Raw genomic sequence first — 18056 nt, 5'->3', positions numbered from 1 at the left:
TTTTAGGCGGGTGTGTTATTTCTGAAAACGGTCGTAAAATCCCAAAATCCCGATTGTCTAGGTTTAGTCACTTTGGTGGCTTAGCGGCACGTGTGGCTGGCAATATGCTTGTAGACGGCGCTAAACAATTGAGTAGAGGCCAGAAGCCCTCAAGTCAAAACCTACTTCTTACCCCAACCAATATTGGTCATGTTGCTAATAAGTTATCGCACCTTCGTGGAGCCGCGATGAAATTAGGTCAAATGATTTCTATGGACGCAGGTGAACTCGTTTCGCCCGAGTTAAGTGCCGTACTTGGGAAGCTACGATCTGACGCCGCACCTATGCAACATAAACAATTATTAACCTTGCTAAAAAGTCATTGGGGTGAAGATTGGTTGGATAATTTTAGTCAGTTTGAATTGCGTCCTTTTGCGGCTGCATCCATTGGCCAAGTTCATCTTGCACGACTTGAAAATGGGCAAAAGTTAGCGGTTAAAATTCAGTATCCTGGAGTTAGGGATTCAATCGCAAGTGATGTGGATAACGTGGGTACACTTTTAAATATGTCAGGGCTTTTACCCGCTCAAGTAGATATGAGCGATTTGTTAGAAGCCACTAAATCACAATTGCAAGATGAGGCGAATTACGCTCTTGAAGCCAGTTACATCAAAAAATACCAGTCTCATTTAAATAGCGCTGAATTTGTAGTACCACAAATTAATGAAAGCCTGACTCAAGGTGATATTTTAGTTATGCATTTCATCGAAGGAGAAACCATAGAAAAAGCGATCAATCAGCCTTTAAACGTTCGCAACCAAATTGTTCGAAATCTCATTTGGTTATTCTTGAAAGAGCTTTTTGATTTTCGATTAATGCAAACAGACCCAAACTTCGCAAACTTTTTATATGACCCAGCCTCTAAAAAAATTGGCTTGTTAGACTTTGGGGCCACCCGAGTTATTCCGCAACATATAAGTGAAGGTTACCAAAAACTGATAACAGCAGGTATGAACGACAATCGAGAAGATGCATTGTTAGCGGCGAAACAAATTGGTTTTTTTAATGACCAAATTAGCCCAGAGTATTTAGACGAAGTAATGAAAATATTCGATATGGCCTGCGAGCCTTTGAAGTACGATGGTGAGTTTAACTTCGCCACCAGCCAGCTGGCCAGTAGAGTTCGCGATGTGGGCTTAAACATTAAAAACCATCGTTCTGAATGGCACACTCCACCAGTTGATGCGCTGTTTATTCACCGAAAGTTAGGTGGGTTATACTTACTTGCCTCAAAACTAAATGCGTCTGTTAATATTAAAGAAATTTACACAGAGTTTTTACACCTGAGAAATTAAATAGAAATATTTGTAATAAAAGGTTTTAAATCTCTACTAATGAAATAACAATCATTCGGGAGATAACAAATGAACCATCAACTTAATCTCAGTTATTCCGGCCCAAGGTTAACTTTTCCGAAGGCCGGTTATGTCTGAATATCAACAAAACTTCGAATCAATTATTTCTAAGTACCGACTTTCACTATTCAAAGTGGCTTCGACTTTTGAAGCTGATCCTACGTTACGACTTGACCTACTTCAGGAGATGTTTGTTGCTATTTGGCAGGCTTTAGCTTCGTTTAAAGAACAAAGCTCTCTACATACATTTATCTATAAAGTTGCTTATAACCAAGCGTTAACTCACGTGACTAAACAGCGTAAAAACCAAAACTTTGACGAGCTGACAGAGAGTATCGAATGTAAAAGAAGTGATATTGAATCTCATGTTAGTGCCTTGCAGTCATTGAGTTATTTAACAAACAAGATAGGAAAATTACCCATTATACAAAGACAGTTAATTACTTTGTCTTTAGAAGGTGTTTGTTACAACGACATGGCTGAAATATCCGGCCTTTCGGTGACTAATGTTGGAGTGCAATTAAACAGAGCAAAAACCAAACTTAACAAGCTATTGGAGAGAGAATAATGAATCAACAACAAAACGCCTGGGACGACTTAATCCAAAACTGGAATGCAAACGATGATGGCATCAGTAAAGCCCTGCCACCTGATCAGGATTTAATAGAACAAATAAATAAGCAAAACCGTAATGACAAAGTTGCGACCATCCTTTCATTGATTGCCAGTGTTGCACTATCTAGCTATATCATCTTTGAAATGTATGCTGGATTGCCATCTGTCGCGGATACAGTCTTGTATTCGGTTTTTTTAGCTCTTTCTTTATCTGTTGGTTTATTTACTGTTTTTTCAACAAGGCGCTCAAACCAAACTTCTGCAAACACTACGCATCACCACATATTGACGTTAATAAATCAGTCAAAAGGTAACTTAAAAGCCATAGCTTTTAGCCGATTTATTTGTGTAATAGCGTTGATAATGAGTACGTTGTTAGTGGCGTTGATTGTATTTGTAGCGTTTAGTAAAACACTAGAAATAAAACACTACTTAGTGGGCGGTGTTGCACTGAGTTGCAGCGTACTTTTTGTTGGCATTTTTATTTGGCTAAAAAAACAAAAAGCCCTGTTAGAGAGTCACATAGAGAGATTATCTAGTCACCTAAACTAGATAACAAAAGTAAACAAACTATTCATCACAAACAAAGCCTTGCTGTAACCGCTGCAGCGAGGCTTTTTTGCCAAAGCGTGACACGATAAACAAATGATCATATTCAGACTCATCAATCTGGCTCACCTTCTGTCCTGACAATATTGACGCAAGTTTGTCTGTTGTATTGCTATGCCCTACCACCAGCACGGTTTCCTGTTTCTGGAGGAGCGTGTTTGCAAATGCGGTTAACTCTCTAGGGTTGTAACTAGTAATCGGTAAATTCTGTTTGTCGCCGGTAGGAGCTGCTGTTCGCTGTGTACGAAGGTATTCAGTGCTGTAAATTGTTTGTATTGCTGTATTAGCTAACATGCTGGCAAGTCGTTCCGCTCGTGTATTCCCGCACTTAGTCAAAGGTGGGTTTTTACTATTCGGATACCCTTCTGTATCTTTTTCGGCGTGCCTCACTAAATAAATATGAAAAGTATCACTGGTGTCTAACGCATTGTTTTTCGCTTCAATATCAGCCGTAAATAAAGCCATACTAAGTGTGAAGAATAAGATCATTGCTTTTGCATTAAATTGCTTCATGTTTGAGTCCTTTCTAATTACATAACTATTTACATAATAGCTACATAGCGACGCATGGCTACATTTGATGATAATTTTCGTTAAACAACAAGAAGTCGCTATTAACCTTTCTACCAATAAGTAGGTGAAACGATGAAAATTAATTCAATAATAATTAACTTGGTCATAATATTAGCCGCAGCATCATGGAGTGTCTTGGCAACGTCAAGCCCTCAAACATTCGGCTCTGGCGCCAACACTGATAATGTTTCAAAAATATCGACGATTTTGGCCTCTCCAGATGATTACCTTGATAAAGACGTTACGATAAAGGGCACTATTGTTAAGGTTTGTAAAAAACGTGGATGTTGGATGGAACTGACCTCAGACAAAAAATTTCAAACGTTTAGAGTTAAAGTAAGAGATGGTGACATGGTATTTCCTATGACCGCCATGGGAAAAACAGCATTCGCAACTGGTAAGATTCAAGGGTTCCCTATGACATTGGAGCGCACCAAACAGTATTTGGCTTATCAAGCCGAAGAGATGCAAGAAAGCTTTGATCCTGACTCTGTTACTGAAGCGATAACCGTTTATCAACTTGCGCCTCATGGCGTGACGATTGTTGATTAATGTCTAAGTCCGTTAATTGGTTTAAGTTAAACCGGTCATTACATCGCGACATAGGCTATTTTTGCATTGGTATGACGTTGATTTTTGCTGTGTCTGGCATTGCCGTGAATCATGTTGAAGACTGGAATCCAAACTACGATGTCACCCAGCAAACCGTAATACTTAATGACCTTTCTGATCACATTAAGCAACCGGGTTTTGAGCAAAAAGAGTTTGAGCAATGGTTATTAGCTGAGCTTAATTTGCAAACTACGATTAAAGCTCAGTTTTGGGAGACACCTAATCGCTTAAAGCTATTTAGCAAACAAGATCATACGTTAATTATTTCGCCGGCAAACAACGAAGTAGTGATTGAGCAGGTGAAACCAAGAGTATTACTGCGATCCGCAAACTTTTTACATTTAAACGAAGCACGAAAGGCATGGACCTACTTTTCTGACGCTTATGCGGTCATGTTAATATTTTTATCGCTTTCAGCCTTGTTTATGGTCAAAGGTAAGTACGGTCCGTTAGGCAAAAGAGGATTGTTAATTATTGCTGGTATCGCTATTCCTATTAGTTTTGTGGTTATGTACAGCAGTTAATAAAAAAGCCGAAACAAGTTCGGCTTTTTACTTTGGCGATAGCTCAGTTAACGTTAAGCATGACTAAGCTATTTTTCACCGTAGCTCAGCTAGTTTTAGGCATAGCTCAACTACTTTTTGTCGTTGTGCTATTACTCAATATTAAAATTGGTAGTTTACCGACAACCTAATAGTACGCGGTTCAAACACGTGATAATGAACATCTTCAACTGGGTTCATTTCTGACGCTAGTTGAGACTCATAAAAGTAGTCAATGTCATGGTCGTTACTGTTCGTTAAGTTTAGAACATCAACTTTATACGTTAGTGGACCATCACGGTAACCTACTCTTAAGTTACTGATAAAGCTCGCATCAGAGTATACCGAACCGTCTTCGATTAATGGTCTCTTACCAAAATACCTTACTCTAAAACTACCAAACCAAGCTTCGTCAATATCGACATTTACACCGGCTTGTACAACGTGCTTTGGTGCTCCCGGGATTAGATCTCCGCCTTCTGGGTTACCCGCAAATTTTGCTTCTGTATAGGCGTATTCTAAATCAACACTTAGCGTTTCATTAAAGTAGTAGTAAGTTGTTAGCTCTAAACCGTGGCGTTCAGAAGCGTCGCTTGCTTCAGTATTACCAGCATCGCCAACAAATAGTAACTCGCTGTCTAAGTCTAATTGCCACAATGCAATAGAGACATTAAACAGTTCACTCATGTAACCGCGCAAACCAAGCTCATAGCCTGTTGATTTTACAAGTGGATCTACTGCATCAACAGCCTCACCGTTTGATGGGTCAATGCGTATAGTTGTGCCTCTAGCGTCATTTGAGTGAAAACCCTGGCCATAAGAAAGATAGCCTTCCCAAGCGTCATTGATTGAATAAATCACATTGGCTTTTAAAGAAGTTTGGCTATCGTCAGACTCACCACTATTGGCTGCAAGGTTCACATTATTAATATTTGTAGACGTTGCTCCATTACCAACGCGATCACGAACATCAAAGTCATAATAATCATGGCGTAGACCAATCACAGTGCGAACGCGTTCGTTCCAATCAATACTGTTTTGCCAATACGCACCTAGGCTAAATTCATCCACACTATCTCTGCGAATAGTTCCTAGACGTTGGCGTTCTTTAGTGCGGAATAAACCCACTTCTGCAACGTCATCGTTACGAAGCTCAATTCCAACTAAGTTGTTCATTGCCATGTCATTAGATAACTTTATTTCGTCTAATTTATAACTTAACGAACCACCCCAAATTGTGCGGTCATCTACTTGTTCAAACTGATCGCCATCAACATTGTCATCTAGCAAATAAGTGAAGTTTGACCATAAAGTCATGTCGTAATTAATAGCATACGCATTCGCTTGCCACTGACCTTGTTGCCAATCAACACTTAAACTATAACGTGAAGACTCACCTCCCACGCTAGTATCAATTGAACCTAGCTCATCAATTAAACCGGATTCAACCGCGCGACCAGGTATTTGGTCAGCACTATTCCACGTATTGTCATACGCCATAAATGCAGCACTAATGAAACCGTCTTCTAACTCATAAGTTTGCTTTAGTAACAAATTAGTTTTGTCTAAGTCTTCGTCAATATCAGTCCAAGGTCCATCATAGCCAGTATGAGAAAACGCATATAATATATCGCCACCGGCTATTTGGGCATCATTGAGTACAACAAAACGATGATAGTTATCTTCGCCTAGCGTTAGCTCAACTTGTCCTTGTTCTACCTTTTTAAACGTAGAGAAAGCTGCATGTCCCGCACCACTGAAGTCGCCAACATCGGCATAATAAGAGCCCTTTTTATAGCTCAATCGTTCTACACTTTCTGGTATTAAAAAGTTTAAATCTGTATAACCTTGCCCATGTCCGTGCGAGCGCATGTTAACTGGCATGCCATCAACAAAAGTTGAGAAATCGGTACCATGGTCTAGATTAAAGCCTCGTAAAAAGTACTGATTCGCTTTGCCTGTACCACTATGTTGAGTCACAACCATTCCTGGCACTAACTCTAGTACTTCACCGGTTCTTAATAGTGGTCGTATTGAAATTTGTTCTTGGCCAACTATGCCTTCAGATGCTGATATTGCATCGCCAATTAGATTGGTTTTACGGCCTTCAACGGTAATAGTTTCAAGCGTCTCATTTTCTGGACCAGCCGAGTCGCTGGTTTCTGCTAAGGTAGAAAATGGCAGTGCTGTTGAGCCAAGAACGATTGGTAACAGCCATTGATTATGCTTCATTATGTATCCTTTCAAATCTTTATTAGAAAACAGCCAGTGGGCTTTTCTTATTGCCCGTATTATACGGATACCTAATAAAATTGGATGCAGATAAAATTAACTCATATGGTTAGTTTGTGGAATTGTCGATTCGTGTAATAAAAAACCTCTATCAAATGGGGACTATTGACCACCTGATCGGTCTACGACTATTTTTCGTTTAATCTTTTTGAAAGTTTTTTATGACTTCCACGGTTTATTGTAAAAAGAACTGGAATAAATTATGAATTATAATGCGACGTTAAAATTTGCTGTTGTTGCTTTACTTGTAGCATTGATTGGGCTTTCTTTTAAATCTATTCAAGCCTCACCTACACAGGCTAAACTAGGACAAAGTCAGTTTAGTGATATAAGTCAAACTACTGAATTGCTTGAGTCCACTGACATTTCCGACGCGACAATACAGCATCAAACCTTAGTTTTAGGCTTAGGTTGTTTTTGGGGTGCCGAAAAGCGCTTTGAAGCACTTCCTGGTGTTATTAATGTTTTATCTGGATATGCTGACGGGCGAGGATTAAAGCCTACTTACCGCGAAATCACAAAATTAAAGCAGAAGTTTAATGATGATAATTTTGCTGAAGTTATCCGCGTTGAATATGACCAGAGTGTCATTGCCACAGACACTTTAATTAAACTGTTTTATGAAATGCATGACCCTACTCAAAAAAATAGACAGGGAAATGATGTTGGCACTCAGTATCGCTCAACTATTCTTTATAATTCTGAACAACAAGCTGACATTGCAACTCGTTTAACGAAAACCTTTCAGCAACGTTTAAATGAAAAAGGTAAAGGCTTAATTCAAACCCAAATTAAACCATTGGATAAGTTTTACCCTGCTGAAGATTACCATCAAGATTATATTGCTAAAAACCCAAATGGCTACTGCCCTGATCACAGCACTGGCGTAACGTTTGAAGACTCGCCGCTGCTCGCAAAAAAGATGACTGAACCACCAGCAACAGTGGACAATACTGGACTGCTTACGGGTAAACAAATTGTTGTTATCGATGCACCAAACTGCCCTTATTGCGAGCGTTTTAAAGAGGACGTGACCAATGATTATGCTGGCGATATACCGTTGCACTTCCGTTTAGCGAGCCAATTGGACGGACTAACGATTTCGTCTCCAACTTTTGGAACGCCAACCATTTTGTTTATTGAAGATGGTAAAGAGCGCTTAGGTCATATGGGTTATATGAGCAGCGACTCTTTTTATAAGGCGCTGGGTGCATTCAAACTTGGGGATACCGAGGCGTTTAAGGTGGCATTTGGTAAAGGCACCGATAACCGTTTTTGCAAAGCTTACGACAAATTTAAAAATACCCCACCAGGCGTTTTTATCGACAGTTTATCTGGGGCGCCGCTGTTTGATACCTCTGACCGATTTAATTCTGGTACTGGTTGGTTATCTTTTCATAGTGCGATTGAAGATTCTGTGACTTACCATGAAGATAACTCTTTTGGCATGGAACGAACTGAAGTTAGAGCTAAAATTACTGGTATTCATTTAGGTCATGTTTTTAATGACGGCCCTAATGGTGGTAAACGATACTGTATCAATGCAACGGTTTTGGATTTTGTTCCTAGAACTTAGTTAACAACCGTCGAGGATTGCGCCTATAACAGGTTCATTTCCTCGACTTGCTGCGCTGTAAGCGTAATAAACGTAGCAATTATCCGCTGTACTTACGCCATTAGGCCAAATAACCATAGCGCTCGAAGAGCCAGCCACACTCACATCGCCGCCAATATTAAAGTCACTATCTACACAAAGCTCAGCGTCTCCATCACAAATTCCGCCTGAGCTTTTGAGTTCAAAGTCACCCTCTAGCATTTGTCGCCAAGCTGTTTCCCAGCTGTGTTCTGGATACCCGTAGTCTAGCCTTACTACTTCACCGCTTGGTAACGTTAAGTCTTGGTTAAGGGCATTTGTTACACCTTGTACATGGCCGTAAGATAACGTCATAGACATTGACGACTTCATGGCACCCTGAACACCTTGCAGTATGGAAATACGCGCATCTGAAGATATACCTATAAGCTTAGGCCCTGCAGTTACGGCTAAAATGCCTAAAATAACAATGACTATTATAAGTTCGATTAGCGTAAAGCCTTGAGACTGACGACTTTTCATTTTAACCCTTAACTACGCGAGTGTTATGTAAGTATTGACCAAGCAATACACTCGTTAAAGCAAAGGCTGGTACTGTGATGGCCAGCGACATTGCACCACTTGGAAAATAATAACCAACAATAATTCCAACAATTGAAGTAACCGTAAATTGTAGAAACCCTAATACTGATGATGCTTTGCCTGCACATTCAGGAAATGGCGCCAGCGCCATACCTATAGAGCTTCCTAAACTAAAAGAGAAACCAAAACTGCCTATACTCAAAAAGACTAAATATTGAGTTAAAGAGTTTGGATTAGGCTCTACAAAAAACATAGCCGAGGAAACCATCATTAGCAATAAACCCAAATTGCAGGTTGCCCGAGCTGACGACAAACCAATTAATTTAGTCGCGCAAAACGCCGCAAACATAATTAAAAAAGCGTTACTACCAAAAACTAACGAAAACTCCGTTGGCGTTAGACCCAAATTATCAATCAGTAATACAGGTGACTTAACAACATACTGAACAATAAAAGCCATTGAAGCCATTGACGCGATTGCATTAGGCGTGAAATTAGCGTGAGACAATATATACCGAAAGCTTTTATTTGACTCTTTCGGGCTTGATTCAGGAGGATTTGTATTGGATTCCCCTCCTGTATTTCCAATCCTTGATGACTTACCTGAATCCAAGCTTTGAAGCTTTACCGATTGGTTTGTTTCGCCCATTTTAAATTTAGTAAATATAAACGTCATTGCTCCTAAAACCACCAGCAATGCAAAACAATAACGCCAACCTAGCTGTACTGATATCAAACCACCTAATAAAGGTGCAAGTGCAGGGACAATACTTTGTGCGCCGTTCAAAATTGAGTATATTTTTGCGCTTTCATCTTCATCAAATAAGTCACGTACAACCGCTAGCGCGGTCACAGCACAACCACAAGCACCAATGCCTTGAATAAGTCGACTGGCAATGAGTGTTTCGAGGTTCGTTGATATTGTTGCCAGTGTTGATGCCAATATATAAACAAATAACGAAACCAAAGCGATAGGCTTTCTTCCGTACTTGTCTGACAGCGCTCCTAAAAATAACTGCCCAACTCCCATACTTATTAAGTAAAAAAAGATGCCTAGTTGCACGTTATCAACAGAGGTATTTAGGTCGGTCGCGATTAACTGTACCGCTGGTAAATAAATATCCACAGGCAATAGGTTTAAGACCATAAACAGCATCATTAACCAAACAATGCCTTTTTTACCTAAATTACTATTATTTTTGACGATAGGGGAAAACGAACCAGACAACTAAACCTCCGACGAATACATTCTATATACAATGATTTTAGAATATTATAAACAGCCGCATTATAGGTAGGTTCTCGTTTTTCACAAGATGGGTGATTTGTTTTTAATGAATTATTGACCTGAAAAAAGCGACTTAATAAAAGCCGCTTAATTATCAAACTACATTCAAGACGAGTCACTTTATCTTTTAGGTGACTATGTATTTGGGGTTGCCTCTCCCAAACTATTGAAGACTAGTTCAACTCTAAGGCCACCAGTAGGCTTATTACTTAGTAATAAATAGCCAGAATGAGCCGTCATGGCTTTTTTCGCTATAGCAAGACCTAAACCTGCCCCGCCACTATTTCTCTCTCTAGCGTCGCTATGACGATAAAACGGTTCTGAAATTTTTGACAACAAATGATCTGGTATTCCAAGTCCATTATCTTCAATAATGAGTTGAACCTTGTTGCCTTCAACTTTCGCCTCAAAGTTGATCTGACTTTTTGCATATCGAATACCATTTCTGAGGATATTCTCAATTGCACTAGATACTATTTTTCTGTCTACCCTTATATTTAAGTTTGGTAACGCTTCAATATTTATTTTTTTACCTAATGACTCGGCTTCAAATTCGGCATCTTGTAATACAGGTATTAAAACGTCAGACAATACATATTCTTGTAAATCTAAATGCTGTTGTTTTGTTTCTAAACGCGACAGCATCAAAACAGAACCAATCATTTGATCAAGTTGCTCGGCTTCTTTTTCTATTCTAGCTAGGTAACCTTCTCGCTTTTCTTCATTGGACTCTTTTGCTAATCCTACTGCGAGTGACAGCCTTGTAAGAGGTGAACGAAGCTCATGTGATATATCGGCAAGTAAACGCCGTTGCACACCCATGGATGCCTCTAACTGCTCAGCCATGCTATTAAAGTCTGCAGACAGTTCTCCAAGTTCATCCTTGCCCACATATTTGTCAGGCACTCGGCTACTTAGCTCACCTTTACCAACTTTTTCAGCCGCGTCTCTTAGCTCTCTAATTGGCCTTGCGATGCCACGAGTAAATAAGAAGCTTAAGCCTAAAGAGACTAAAATAGGCACGGTAAACTTCAGCCAAATAGGCAACAAACTAAACTTAATAAGTAACGGTGGGTTACGTTTGGGCGTTACTTCGTATAAATGAAACACCTCATTGTTTATCTTTACTTTAATTGGGCCAATGGCGTGGTAATTTTCTGTAAAAATATATTGCGGCGTTAAGTCATCAACTTCCGCTAATAAGTTCAAGTCAACACTTTCAGGAACCGGGCCACTCAATACCGACATCTCTGAGGTCGAGCCTTTTAAGAACAAAACTCTCTTTCTCGACGAACGATGCAACAACCTCTGCAACTGCTTACTAGTGGGTAAACTGTTAAAGCGCTTCTCAATAAATAATGCGTACTTCTCTATTCCACTAACTTTTCTAGAGTCTAACGGTTTAGATACTAAGTCGGTAAAGCTCACTGAACTAATTAATAATAAAATAACAATGGTGATAGCAATTGAAGACCAAAACCATGCAAATACTTTGAATAACAAACTGTTTAAACGTGCCATAAACTACCTCCAGCCACTACTTACCGCCAACCATTATGTAACCAGAACCTCTTATTGTATGAATGCGTTCATGATTTGAGTACTGGGCAATTTTTTTACGTAAGTTACTTACGTGCATATCAATAGATCTGTCATAAGCCGCCAAACGTCTACCTAACACCTCTTGGCTTATGGTTTCCTTGCTTACAATGCTGAGTGGATCTTTAAGCAGTAAAATAAGAATCTCGAATTCAGTACCGGTTAATGTAATGGCCTGCTGGTTTACTTTCGCACTTCTTGATTGAATACATAACTCAATATCTTCAAAAGTAATTGTATGTTCATTTTGAGGTTGAGTGAGCAAATCAACTCGACGAACCATCGCTTTTACGCGCGCTAGCAACTCTCTATGATTAAACGGTTTAGCTATATAGTCGTCCGCTCCCACTTCTAAACCATAGATCCGATCGTAGTCTTCGCCTTTAGCTGTCAACATGATTACCGGCGTTGCTTTGGCCTGTCTCAGTTTTTGTAAAACTTCAAACCCATTTAAGCTTGGTAACATAACGTCGAGTAATATAAGGTCGTAATCATCTTTTATCGCCGCCTCTAAGCCCTGTTGTCCATCATGTAGCGCCATTACATCAAAGTCATTAGACATCAAGTATTCAGACAATAATTGCGTAAGTTCAGTGTCATCATCGATGATTAAAATAGATTTTTTTGCCACGATAGTTTCTCAGCTATTAAGGTAGAAATGCCATTTTAAGCAAAAAACAGCAATGAACGTTAATCTTTACATTACTTTGCACTCCCTTGGCATTACTTTGCATTGCAGGGTTTAGTATTAATATCAACTTAACAAAGCGAGGTGCTTATGAATACTAAATTACTTTTATCATTGTCTGCGGTAGTGGCGTTAGTAGCCGTTTCTGCAACCCAACCAGCTCACGCTGAAGGTAAACATAAAGAGCGTAAAGCTCATATGGAAAAACGAGGCCCAATGCTTTTATCTAAGCGCGTGGCAGAAAAGCTTGATTTGACTGAAACTCAACAGAGCCAAATAAAGCAAATTTTTGAACAGGCTAAATCGGAAACAAAAGCTGATAAAGAGAGCCTTAAGTCACTAAAAAAACAGTGGCGTACATTGTCTAAAGCAGATGCGCTAGACGAGCAGTCATTATTAGATGTAGCGAGCCAACAAGCGACTCTTAAGGCTAAATTGCAAGTAAAACGCCTTCAAACTGAAAAAGCCGTTCAGTTAGTTCTAAATGAAGAGCAGCAAGAAAAGATTGCTAAATGGAAAAAGAAAAAACAACGTAAAGCTCGCCATCACGGTGGTAAAGATCGAGCGTAAGAAGTTAACTTCAGTTTCCGTTATAACTTAAAGCTGGAAACTGAATCACTTAATGAAGCAGCCAAGTGGGCAGTACCCGTGGCTGCTTTTTCATATTCGGATAATTGATAACAATTTAACTATAGTAAAAGAATCTAAAAGTACATTTTGTTACAGTGAAAATATTGCGTCTACTTGTAAGTTAGCCCTAAAATAAAGCAAAAACAACTACATGGACGACCAATAAATGTTTAATAAAAACCTTCTCACCCTAGCGTTATTTTCAAGCCTTTCCTACACGGCACAAGCCAAGCAAAATGACTGGAACTTTACTTTAGGTTCTGGCTATCCATATTTTGCAACCGTTGGAACAAATTATGAATTAGACGATTCATCAAACATTTTTGTAAATTATAAAATTGGCTTGGATGATGGTTTTTCTATTGGATATGAAAAAGCATTAGAAAATCCGAATCACTCAGTAGGCGGGTATATTGGCGCAGTTGGCATTAAGGATAATAAATGCGAAAACATAGATACCACTGCCAATAACAACAATGATGATTTTGGCACTATCATTGGTGTTGCATTTTCAGACGCATTAGGTTGTGCGCTGTCAGCTGTATTCGGTGATGAAACAACGCAAGGGGCAGCGTTATTTTACGGTTATAGTTTTAATGGCTTGAATCAATCAGGTTGGAAACTTAGGTTTGAAGCTGGTTACGGAGAGAACAAAAACCGAGAAGACAATGTGGGTCATCTAAACTTCTCGGCTCGTTATCAATTCTAAGAAGACCGGAGTAAACTTATTGTCTAGCTTACCGTCCTTCTCTAAAAAGCAGGCTATCCTTACTATTAATCTATTTCATTATTAAATACGTAACGTACCAAGTAACGTCTAAAAATTAACAAGGAATATATAATGGCTAAAGCTTATGCGGCAAAAGAAGCGGGCGGAAGTTTGTCTCTCATAGACATCGATTTAGGTAGTTTGGATACTAATGAAGTACTCATCGATGTTGAATATTGTGGAATTTGTCACTCAGATTTATCAATGTTAAATAATGAATGGGGGATGTCTAGTTACCCTTTAGTAGCAGGCCACGAAGTAGTCGGCAAGATAAATGCTGTCGGAAGCAGTGTAAAAACACTAAAAGTAGGTCAAACCGTTGGGTTAGGTTGGCATTCTGACTACTGCCAAGCTTGCAGCAGTTGCGGTACGGGTGATGAGAATTTGTGTGATCACGCACAACCAACAATTATTGGCAGACATGGTGGTTTTGCAGAGCAAGTAAAGGCAAATGAAGCATCTGTTGTTGCACTGCCCGACGGGATGGATACAAAGTCTGCCGGTCCCTTATTTTGCGGCGGTATTACTGTATTTAACCCAATGGTTCAGTTTGATATAAAGCCAACAGATAAAGTTGCCGTTATTGGAATTGGTGGACTTGGCCATATTGCGTTGCAATTTTTAAATGCTTGGGGTTGTGAAGTTACTGCTTTTACATCGAGTGAGAGTAAAACTGAAGAAGCCAAGTCCTTAGGTGCGCACCACACTATTAACTCTCGGAGTGAAGCTGATATAGAAAAGGCAGCTGGCTCTTTTGATTACATTCTTTCAACGGTAAATGTAAAGCTGGATTGGAACTTGTATATTTCTACCTTAAAGCCAAAAGGCAGACTTCACTTTGTAGGGGCAACACTTGAGCCTCTTGATATTGGAGTATTTGGTTTAATGGCGAAGCAACGTTCTATTTCATCATCGCCTGTTGGAAGCCCCTCTACAATCAAAGCAATGTTAGAATTCGCGCATCAACATAACATCAAACCTCAAGTTGAAATGTTTAAATTTGATGATATTAATAACGCGATTGCGCACGTAGAAAGTGGTAAAGCTCGTTATCGAGTTGTATTAGAAAAATAGCAAGCTTAATACGTTAAAAAAGTAAGCTTGCTAAAAGAGTCTAACAAATACTAAAGATGGTTAATCGTTAACTGATTTTGGTTAACCACAGTTTGGCTTTTGAGCACTTACTTTATACATTGGCTGAGTAACTTTTAGGTGCTCAGTCAGTTTTTTAATGCGAGTTTCGTTTGATGGGTGAGTAGACAAAAACTCTGGTGGAGCACCACTACTCGCCTTCGCCATATTGTGCCACAAATCAACCGCCGCTTTAGGTTTAAAACCTGACTTTGCCATTAGCTCTTGACCAATAATGTCAGCTTCTTTTTCATGTGTTCGACCATAAGGCATGAGCACACCGTATTGAACACCTACACCTAATCCAGCCATTACTAAACCTTGAGTTTGTTCATCTTGTCCTGACAATAAAACCCCTGAAATTTGTAAAGCACCTTGTGCCACAGAATTTGAAGACAGCCTTTCGTTTGAATGATTTGCAATAACATGTCCAACTTCGTGTCCCATTATTGCTGCAAGTTGATCTTGATTTTCAGTCACTTTGAGTATGCCGGTATACACGCCAATTTTGCCACCTGGCAACGCAAAGGCATTAATTTGATCTGATTCAAATAAAACCACTTCCCAGCTGCCATCGTGAGCTTCTTTACTTACATTTGGCGTTATTTGATCAGCAACACACTGAACATAGGCAGTAAGCTTTTTATCTGAGCTTATTGGAATGTCCTTTTTCATTTGTTCAAATGACTCTGAACCCATTGCTGACATTTTATCGCCTGAGAACATGGTAATTTGATTACGACCAGTTGGAGAAGTACTGCAGGCGGATAGACACAACGCAATACAAACACCAGATAATAGTTTTAACTTGAACTTCATTAAATAGAGGCCTTTTAAATGATTTAAATTAACTATAATAAAGATTACACGGATTGTTGAGCAAATTCCCTAACAAATAGCTAATTAAGCCACTCCATCAATTTAAGGAATAGTTAAAAAGCTTGTTAGTCATTGATTTTTATTAACTTTTAATGTTTCGCAAGCTTGCCTATATTTTGCTTATTAAAAACAAACTATAAAAGTATTTAAAAGGAATAAGTTATGAAACTAAAAGCAATCGCATCAGCCCTACTTGTAAGTTTATCGTTATCTGGCTGTGTTATTCACGTAGGTAAGTCACATGCAGCTGATGTTGAATTTAAGGAAGAGCTAACCTTAAATGCAGACAGTATTAATCAGTTATTGGTAGAAAATGGCTCTGGCTCAATTAATATTATTGGCGTGGAAGGGCAAACAAGCATTAGTGTTAAAGCACATGTTTGGACTGATGATGATCGTAGCCATAAGTTGTCATTGACTCAATCCGGTGATGAAGCTCGACTCGTAGCATATGCTAGTAACTCGTTTGGCTCTTGGGGCAGCAGTAATACTAAAATAGACATAGATGTAACAATGCCTAAACATCTTGCGCTATCTATTAGCGACGGCTCTGGAAGTATTAATGTAGAAAGTATTGGTAGTGACCTTGATATAGATGATGGTTCTGGTTCTATCGAGTTATCAGATGTAGGTGGCTCAGTAAAAGTAAATGACGGTTCTGGTAACCTAACCATAGAAAAAGTATCAAACAACTTAGATATTACCGACGGTTCAGGAAATATTAATATTAGAGACATCGGCGGTGACGTTGTTGTGAATGATGGATCAGGTGACCTGTCGATTCAAAACATAAAAGGTGGTGTAGACGTCGACGACGGCTCTGGCTCTTTATCTATTAAAAATGTTGATGGCTTTACAAAAGTTTTAGATGACTCTGGTAATTTATCTATCAAAAATATTATGAATAAAGTTTATATCGAAGATGGTAGCGGTGACATTACCGTTAAAAATACTAAAGGTTTAGAGATAAACGGTTCAGGCAGCGGTCAACTTTATATAAAAGAAATAAATGGACCCGTATCGCTTGATGATTAACTTAGGAGGTAATAAATGAATATTTTAAAACAATTATTCATTCACCTTGTTGGAGGTTCATTAGTATTAATGGGCATCATATTTGTAGTCGTTCCTGGGCCTTCTTTATTATTGTTAATACCAGGACTATATATTCTTAGCTTTGAATATGAGATTGCTCGAGTTTGGCTCAAAAAATGTCAACTGATGTTAAAGAAAAGCGCAAACTGGATAGATAGTAAAATTAGAGCAAGAAAATACAGATAAATCACTACAAATAAAAAAGCCCCAGCTCTTACGAACCGGGGCTTTTCTTCATCTACTTTGTTATTCCGCTAACTCTAAAGCTAACTTCCTAACTCAGCAGAATTAAGCGATTACTGTTGCTACAACACCAGCACCAACTGTACGACCGCCTTCACGGATCGCGAAACGTAGACCTTCGTCCATCGCGATAGGTGCGATTAGCTCAACAACCATCTTGATGTTATCACCAGGCATTACCATTTCTACGCCTTCTGGAAGCTCAACAGCACCAGTTACGTCAGTTGTACGGAAGTAGAACTGTGGACGGTAACCTTTGAAGAATGGAGTGTGACGTCCGCCTTCTTCTTTAGAAAGTACGTAAACTTCTGATTCAAATTTAGTGTGAGGCTGGATTGAACCAGGCTTCGCTAATACTTGACCACGTTCTACGTCTTCACGCTTAGTACCACGTAATAGGGCACCAATGTTCTCACCTGCACGACCTTCGTCAAGCAATTTACGGAACATTTCAACACCAGTACAAGTAGTTGTTACTGTGTCTTTAATACCAACGATCTCTACTGAGTCACCAGTGTTAACGATACCTTGCTCAACACGACCTGTTACAACTGTACCACGACCAGAAATTGAGAATACGTCTTCGATAGGCATGATGAATGGCTTATCGATGTCACGCTCTGGCTCTGGAATGTAAGTATCTAGTGCTTCAGCTAGTTCGATGATCTTCGCTTCCCACTCTGCTTCGCCTTCAAGAGCTTTAAGAGCTGAACCAGCGATTAGTGGAAGGTCGTCACCTGGGAATTCGTATTCTGAAAGAAGTTCACGAACTTCCATCTCTACTAATTCTAGTAACTCTTCGTCATCAACCATGTCACATTTGTTCATGAATACGATGATGAAAGGTACACCAACCTGACGTGAAAGTAGGATGTGCTCACGAGTCTGAGGCATAGGGCCGTCAGTTGCAGCAACAACTAA

General features: G+C 39.3%; 19 protein-coding genes. 11 read left to right on the top strand and 8 right to left on the bottom strand.

Features of this window, described 5'->3' with window-relative positions:
* Window positions 1–53 precede the first annotated feature (53 nt).
* The 3 genes from ABD009_RS09575 (at window position 54) to ABD009_RS09565 (ending at window position 2561) form a co-directional block, all read left to right on the top strand.
* Complete coding sequence (locus ABD009_RS09575; RefSeq protein WP_343824893.1) at window positions 54–1334, top strand: ABC1 kinase family protein; 1281 nt, start codon at window positions 54–56, stop codon at window positions 1332–1334.
* Window positions 1335–1464: 130 nt separating this feature from the next.
* Window positions 1465–1962, top strand: a complete 498-nt coding sequence (locus ABD009_RS09570) for an RNA polymerase sigma factor (RefSeq protein WP_343824891.1) — start codon at window positions 1465–1467, stop codon at window positions 1960–1962.
* Window positions 1962–2561 (top strand): hypothetical protein, encoded by a 600-nt coding sequence (locus tag ABD009_RS09565; protein ID WP_343824889.1) that lies wholly within the window; start codon window positions 1962–1964, stop codon window positions 2559–2561. Before ABD009_RS09570 ends, ABD009_RS09565 begins: the two co-directional genes overlap by 1 nt.
* A gap of 18 nt (window positions 2562–2579) precedes the next feature.
* On the opposite strand, the gene ABD009_RS09560 is transcribed toward ABD009_RS09565, so the two are convergent.
* Window positions 2580–3131: a SixA phosphatase family protein gene (locus ABD009_RS09560; protein WP_343824887.1), complete on the bottom strand. Its 552-nt coding sequence runs from the start codon at window positions 3129–3131 to the stop codon at window positions 2580–2582.
* A 132-nt stretch (window positions 3132–3263) separates the two neighbouring features.
* Here ABD009_RS09560 and ABD009_RS09555 point away from each other — a divergent pair, with 132 nt between their 5' ends.
* A complete protein-coding gene (locus tag ABD009_RS09555; protein WP_343824885.1) occupies window positions 3264–3743 on the top strand; it encodes a DUF4920 domain-containing protein in 480 nt (159 codons plus the stop codon).
* Window positions 3743–4327, top strand: coding sequence for a PepSY-associated TM helix domain-containing protein (locus tag ABD009_RS09550; protein ID WP_343824883.1), 585 nt, complete (start codon window positions 3743–3745; stop codon window positions 4325–4327). The genes ABD009_RS09555 and ABD009_RS09550 overlap by 1 nt, the downstream gene beginning before the upstream one ends.
* Before the next feature lie 141 nt (window positions 4328–4468).
* Here ABD009_RS09550 and ABD009_RS09545 read toward each other — a convergent pair whose 3' ends face one another.
* Complete coding sequence (locus tag ABD009_RS09545; protein ID WP_343824881.1) at window positions 4469–6577, bottom strand: TonB-dependent receptor; 2109 nt, start codon at window positions 6575–6577, stop codon at window positions 4469–4471.
* A 262-nt stretch (window positions 6578–6839) separates the two neighbouring features.
* Here ABD009_RS09545 and msrA point away from each other — a divergent pair, with 262 nt between their 5' ends.
* Window positions 6840–8213, top strand: coding sequence for a peptide-methionine (S)-S-oxide reductase MsrA (gene msrA, locus ABD009_RS09540; protein ID WP_343824879.1), 1374 nt, complete (start codon window positions 6840–6842; stop codon window positions 8211–8213).
* Here the strand turns inward: msrA and ABD009_RS09535 are convergent, their stop codons facing one another.
* The 4 genes from ABD009_RS09535 to ABD009_RS09520 form a co-directional block, all read right to left on the bottom strand.
* The gene (locus ABD009_RS09535; protein WP_343824877.1) at window positions 8214–8753 is read right to left on the bottom strand and encodes a prepilin-type N-terminal cleavage/methylation domain-containing protein; all 540 of its coding nucleotides are present in this window, start codon (window positions 8751–8753) and stop codon (window positions 8214–8216) included. It abuts the gene before it with no gap.
* 1 nt (window position 8754) lies between these two features.
* Window positions 8755–10041: a multidrug effflux MFS transporter gene (locus tag ABD009_RS09530; protein WP_343824875.1), complete on the bottom strand. Its 1287-nt coding sequence runs from the start codon at window positions 10039–10041 to the stop codon at window positions 8755–8757.
* 195 nt (window positions 10042–10236) lie between these two features.
* Entirely contained in the window at window positions 10237–11622 is a 1386-nt protein-coding gene (locus ABD009_RS09525; RefSeq protein ID WP_343824873.1) for an ATP-binding protein, read from the bottom strand.
* A gap of 16 nt (window positions 11623–11638) precedes the next feature.
* On the bottom strand, window positions 11639–12262 hold the full coding sequence (locus ABD009_RS09520; RefSeq protein ID WP_425543077.1) for a response regulator: 624 nt from the start codon (window positions 12260–12262) through the stop codon (window positions 11639–11641).
* A gap of 216 nt (window positions 12263–12478) precedes the next feature.
* Between ABD009_RS09520 and ABD009_RS09515 the strand changes: the two genes are divergently transcribed.
* The 3 genes from ABD009_RS09515 (at window position 12479) to ahr (ending at window position 14861) form a co-directional block, all read left to right on the top strand.
* A complete protein-coding gene (locus ABD009_RS09515) occupies window positions 12479–12958 on the top strand; it encodes a Spy/CpxP family protein refolding chaperone (RefSeq protein WP_343824869.1) in 480 nt (159 codons plus the stop codon).
* Between the two features lie 226 nt (window positions 12959–13184).
* Window positions 13185–13727 (top strand): hypothetical protein, encoded by a 543-nt coding sequence (locus ABD009_RS09510; RefSeq protein ID WP_343824867.1) that lies wholly within the window; start codon window positions 13185–13187, stop codon window positions 13725–13727.
* 132 nt (window positions 13728–13859) lie between these two features.
* Window positions 13860–14861: an NADPH-dependent aldehyde reductase Ahr gene (gene ahr, locus ABD009_RS09505; RefSeq protein ID WP_155696572.1), complete on the top strand. Its 1002-nt coding sequence runs from the start codon at window positions 13860–13862 to the stop codon at window positions 14859–14861.
* A gap of 81 nt (window positions 14862–14942) precedes the next feature.
* Here ahr and ABD009_RS09500 read toward each other — a convergent pair whose 3' ends face one another.
* The gene (locus ABD009_RS09500) at window positions 14943–15737 is read right to left on the bottom strand and encodes a M48 family metalloprotease (RefSeq protein ID WP_343824863.1); all 795 of its coding nucleotides are present in this window, start codon (window positions 15735–15737) and stop codon (window positions 14943–14945) included.
* Between the two features lie 222 nt (window positions 15738–15959).
* Between ABD009_RS09500 and ABD009_RS09495 the strand changes: the two genes are divergently transcribed.
* Both ABD009_RS09495 and ABD009_RS09490 read left to right on the top strand, forming a co-directional pair.
* Window positions 15960–16832 (top strand): DUF4097 family beta strand repeat-containing protein, encoded by an 873-nt coding sequence (locus ABD009_RS09495; protein ID WP_343824861.1) that lies wholly within the window; start codon window positions 15960–15962, stop codon window positions 16830–16832.
* 15 nt (window positions 16833–16847) lie between these two features.
* Window positions 16848–17078: a PGPGW domain-containing protein gene (locus tag ABD009_RS09490; RefSeq protein WP_343824860.1), complete on the top strand. Its 231-nt coding sequence runs from the start codon at window positions 16848–16850 to the stop codon at window positions 17076–17078.
* A 102-nt stretch (window positions 17079–17180) separates the two neighbouring features.
* Here ABD009_RS09490 and tuf read toward each other — a convergent pair.
* The coding region (gene tuf, locus ABD009_RS09485; protein ID WP_343824857.1) for an elongation factor Tu at window positions 17181–18056 on the bottom strand (876 nt) is incomplete at its 5' end.

The organism is Psychrosphaera haliotis, from assembly GCF_039523615.1.
Classification (GTDB): Bacteria; Pseudomonadota; Gammaproteobacteria; order Enterobacterales; family Alteromonadaceae; genus Psychrosphaera; species Psychrosphaera haliotis.
The sequence above is the reverse complement of the archived record's forward strand: the minus strand, read 5'-3'. Positions and strand labels throughout refer to the sequence as shown.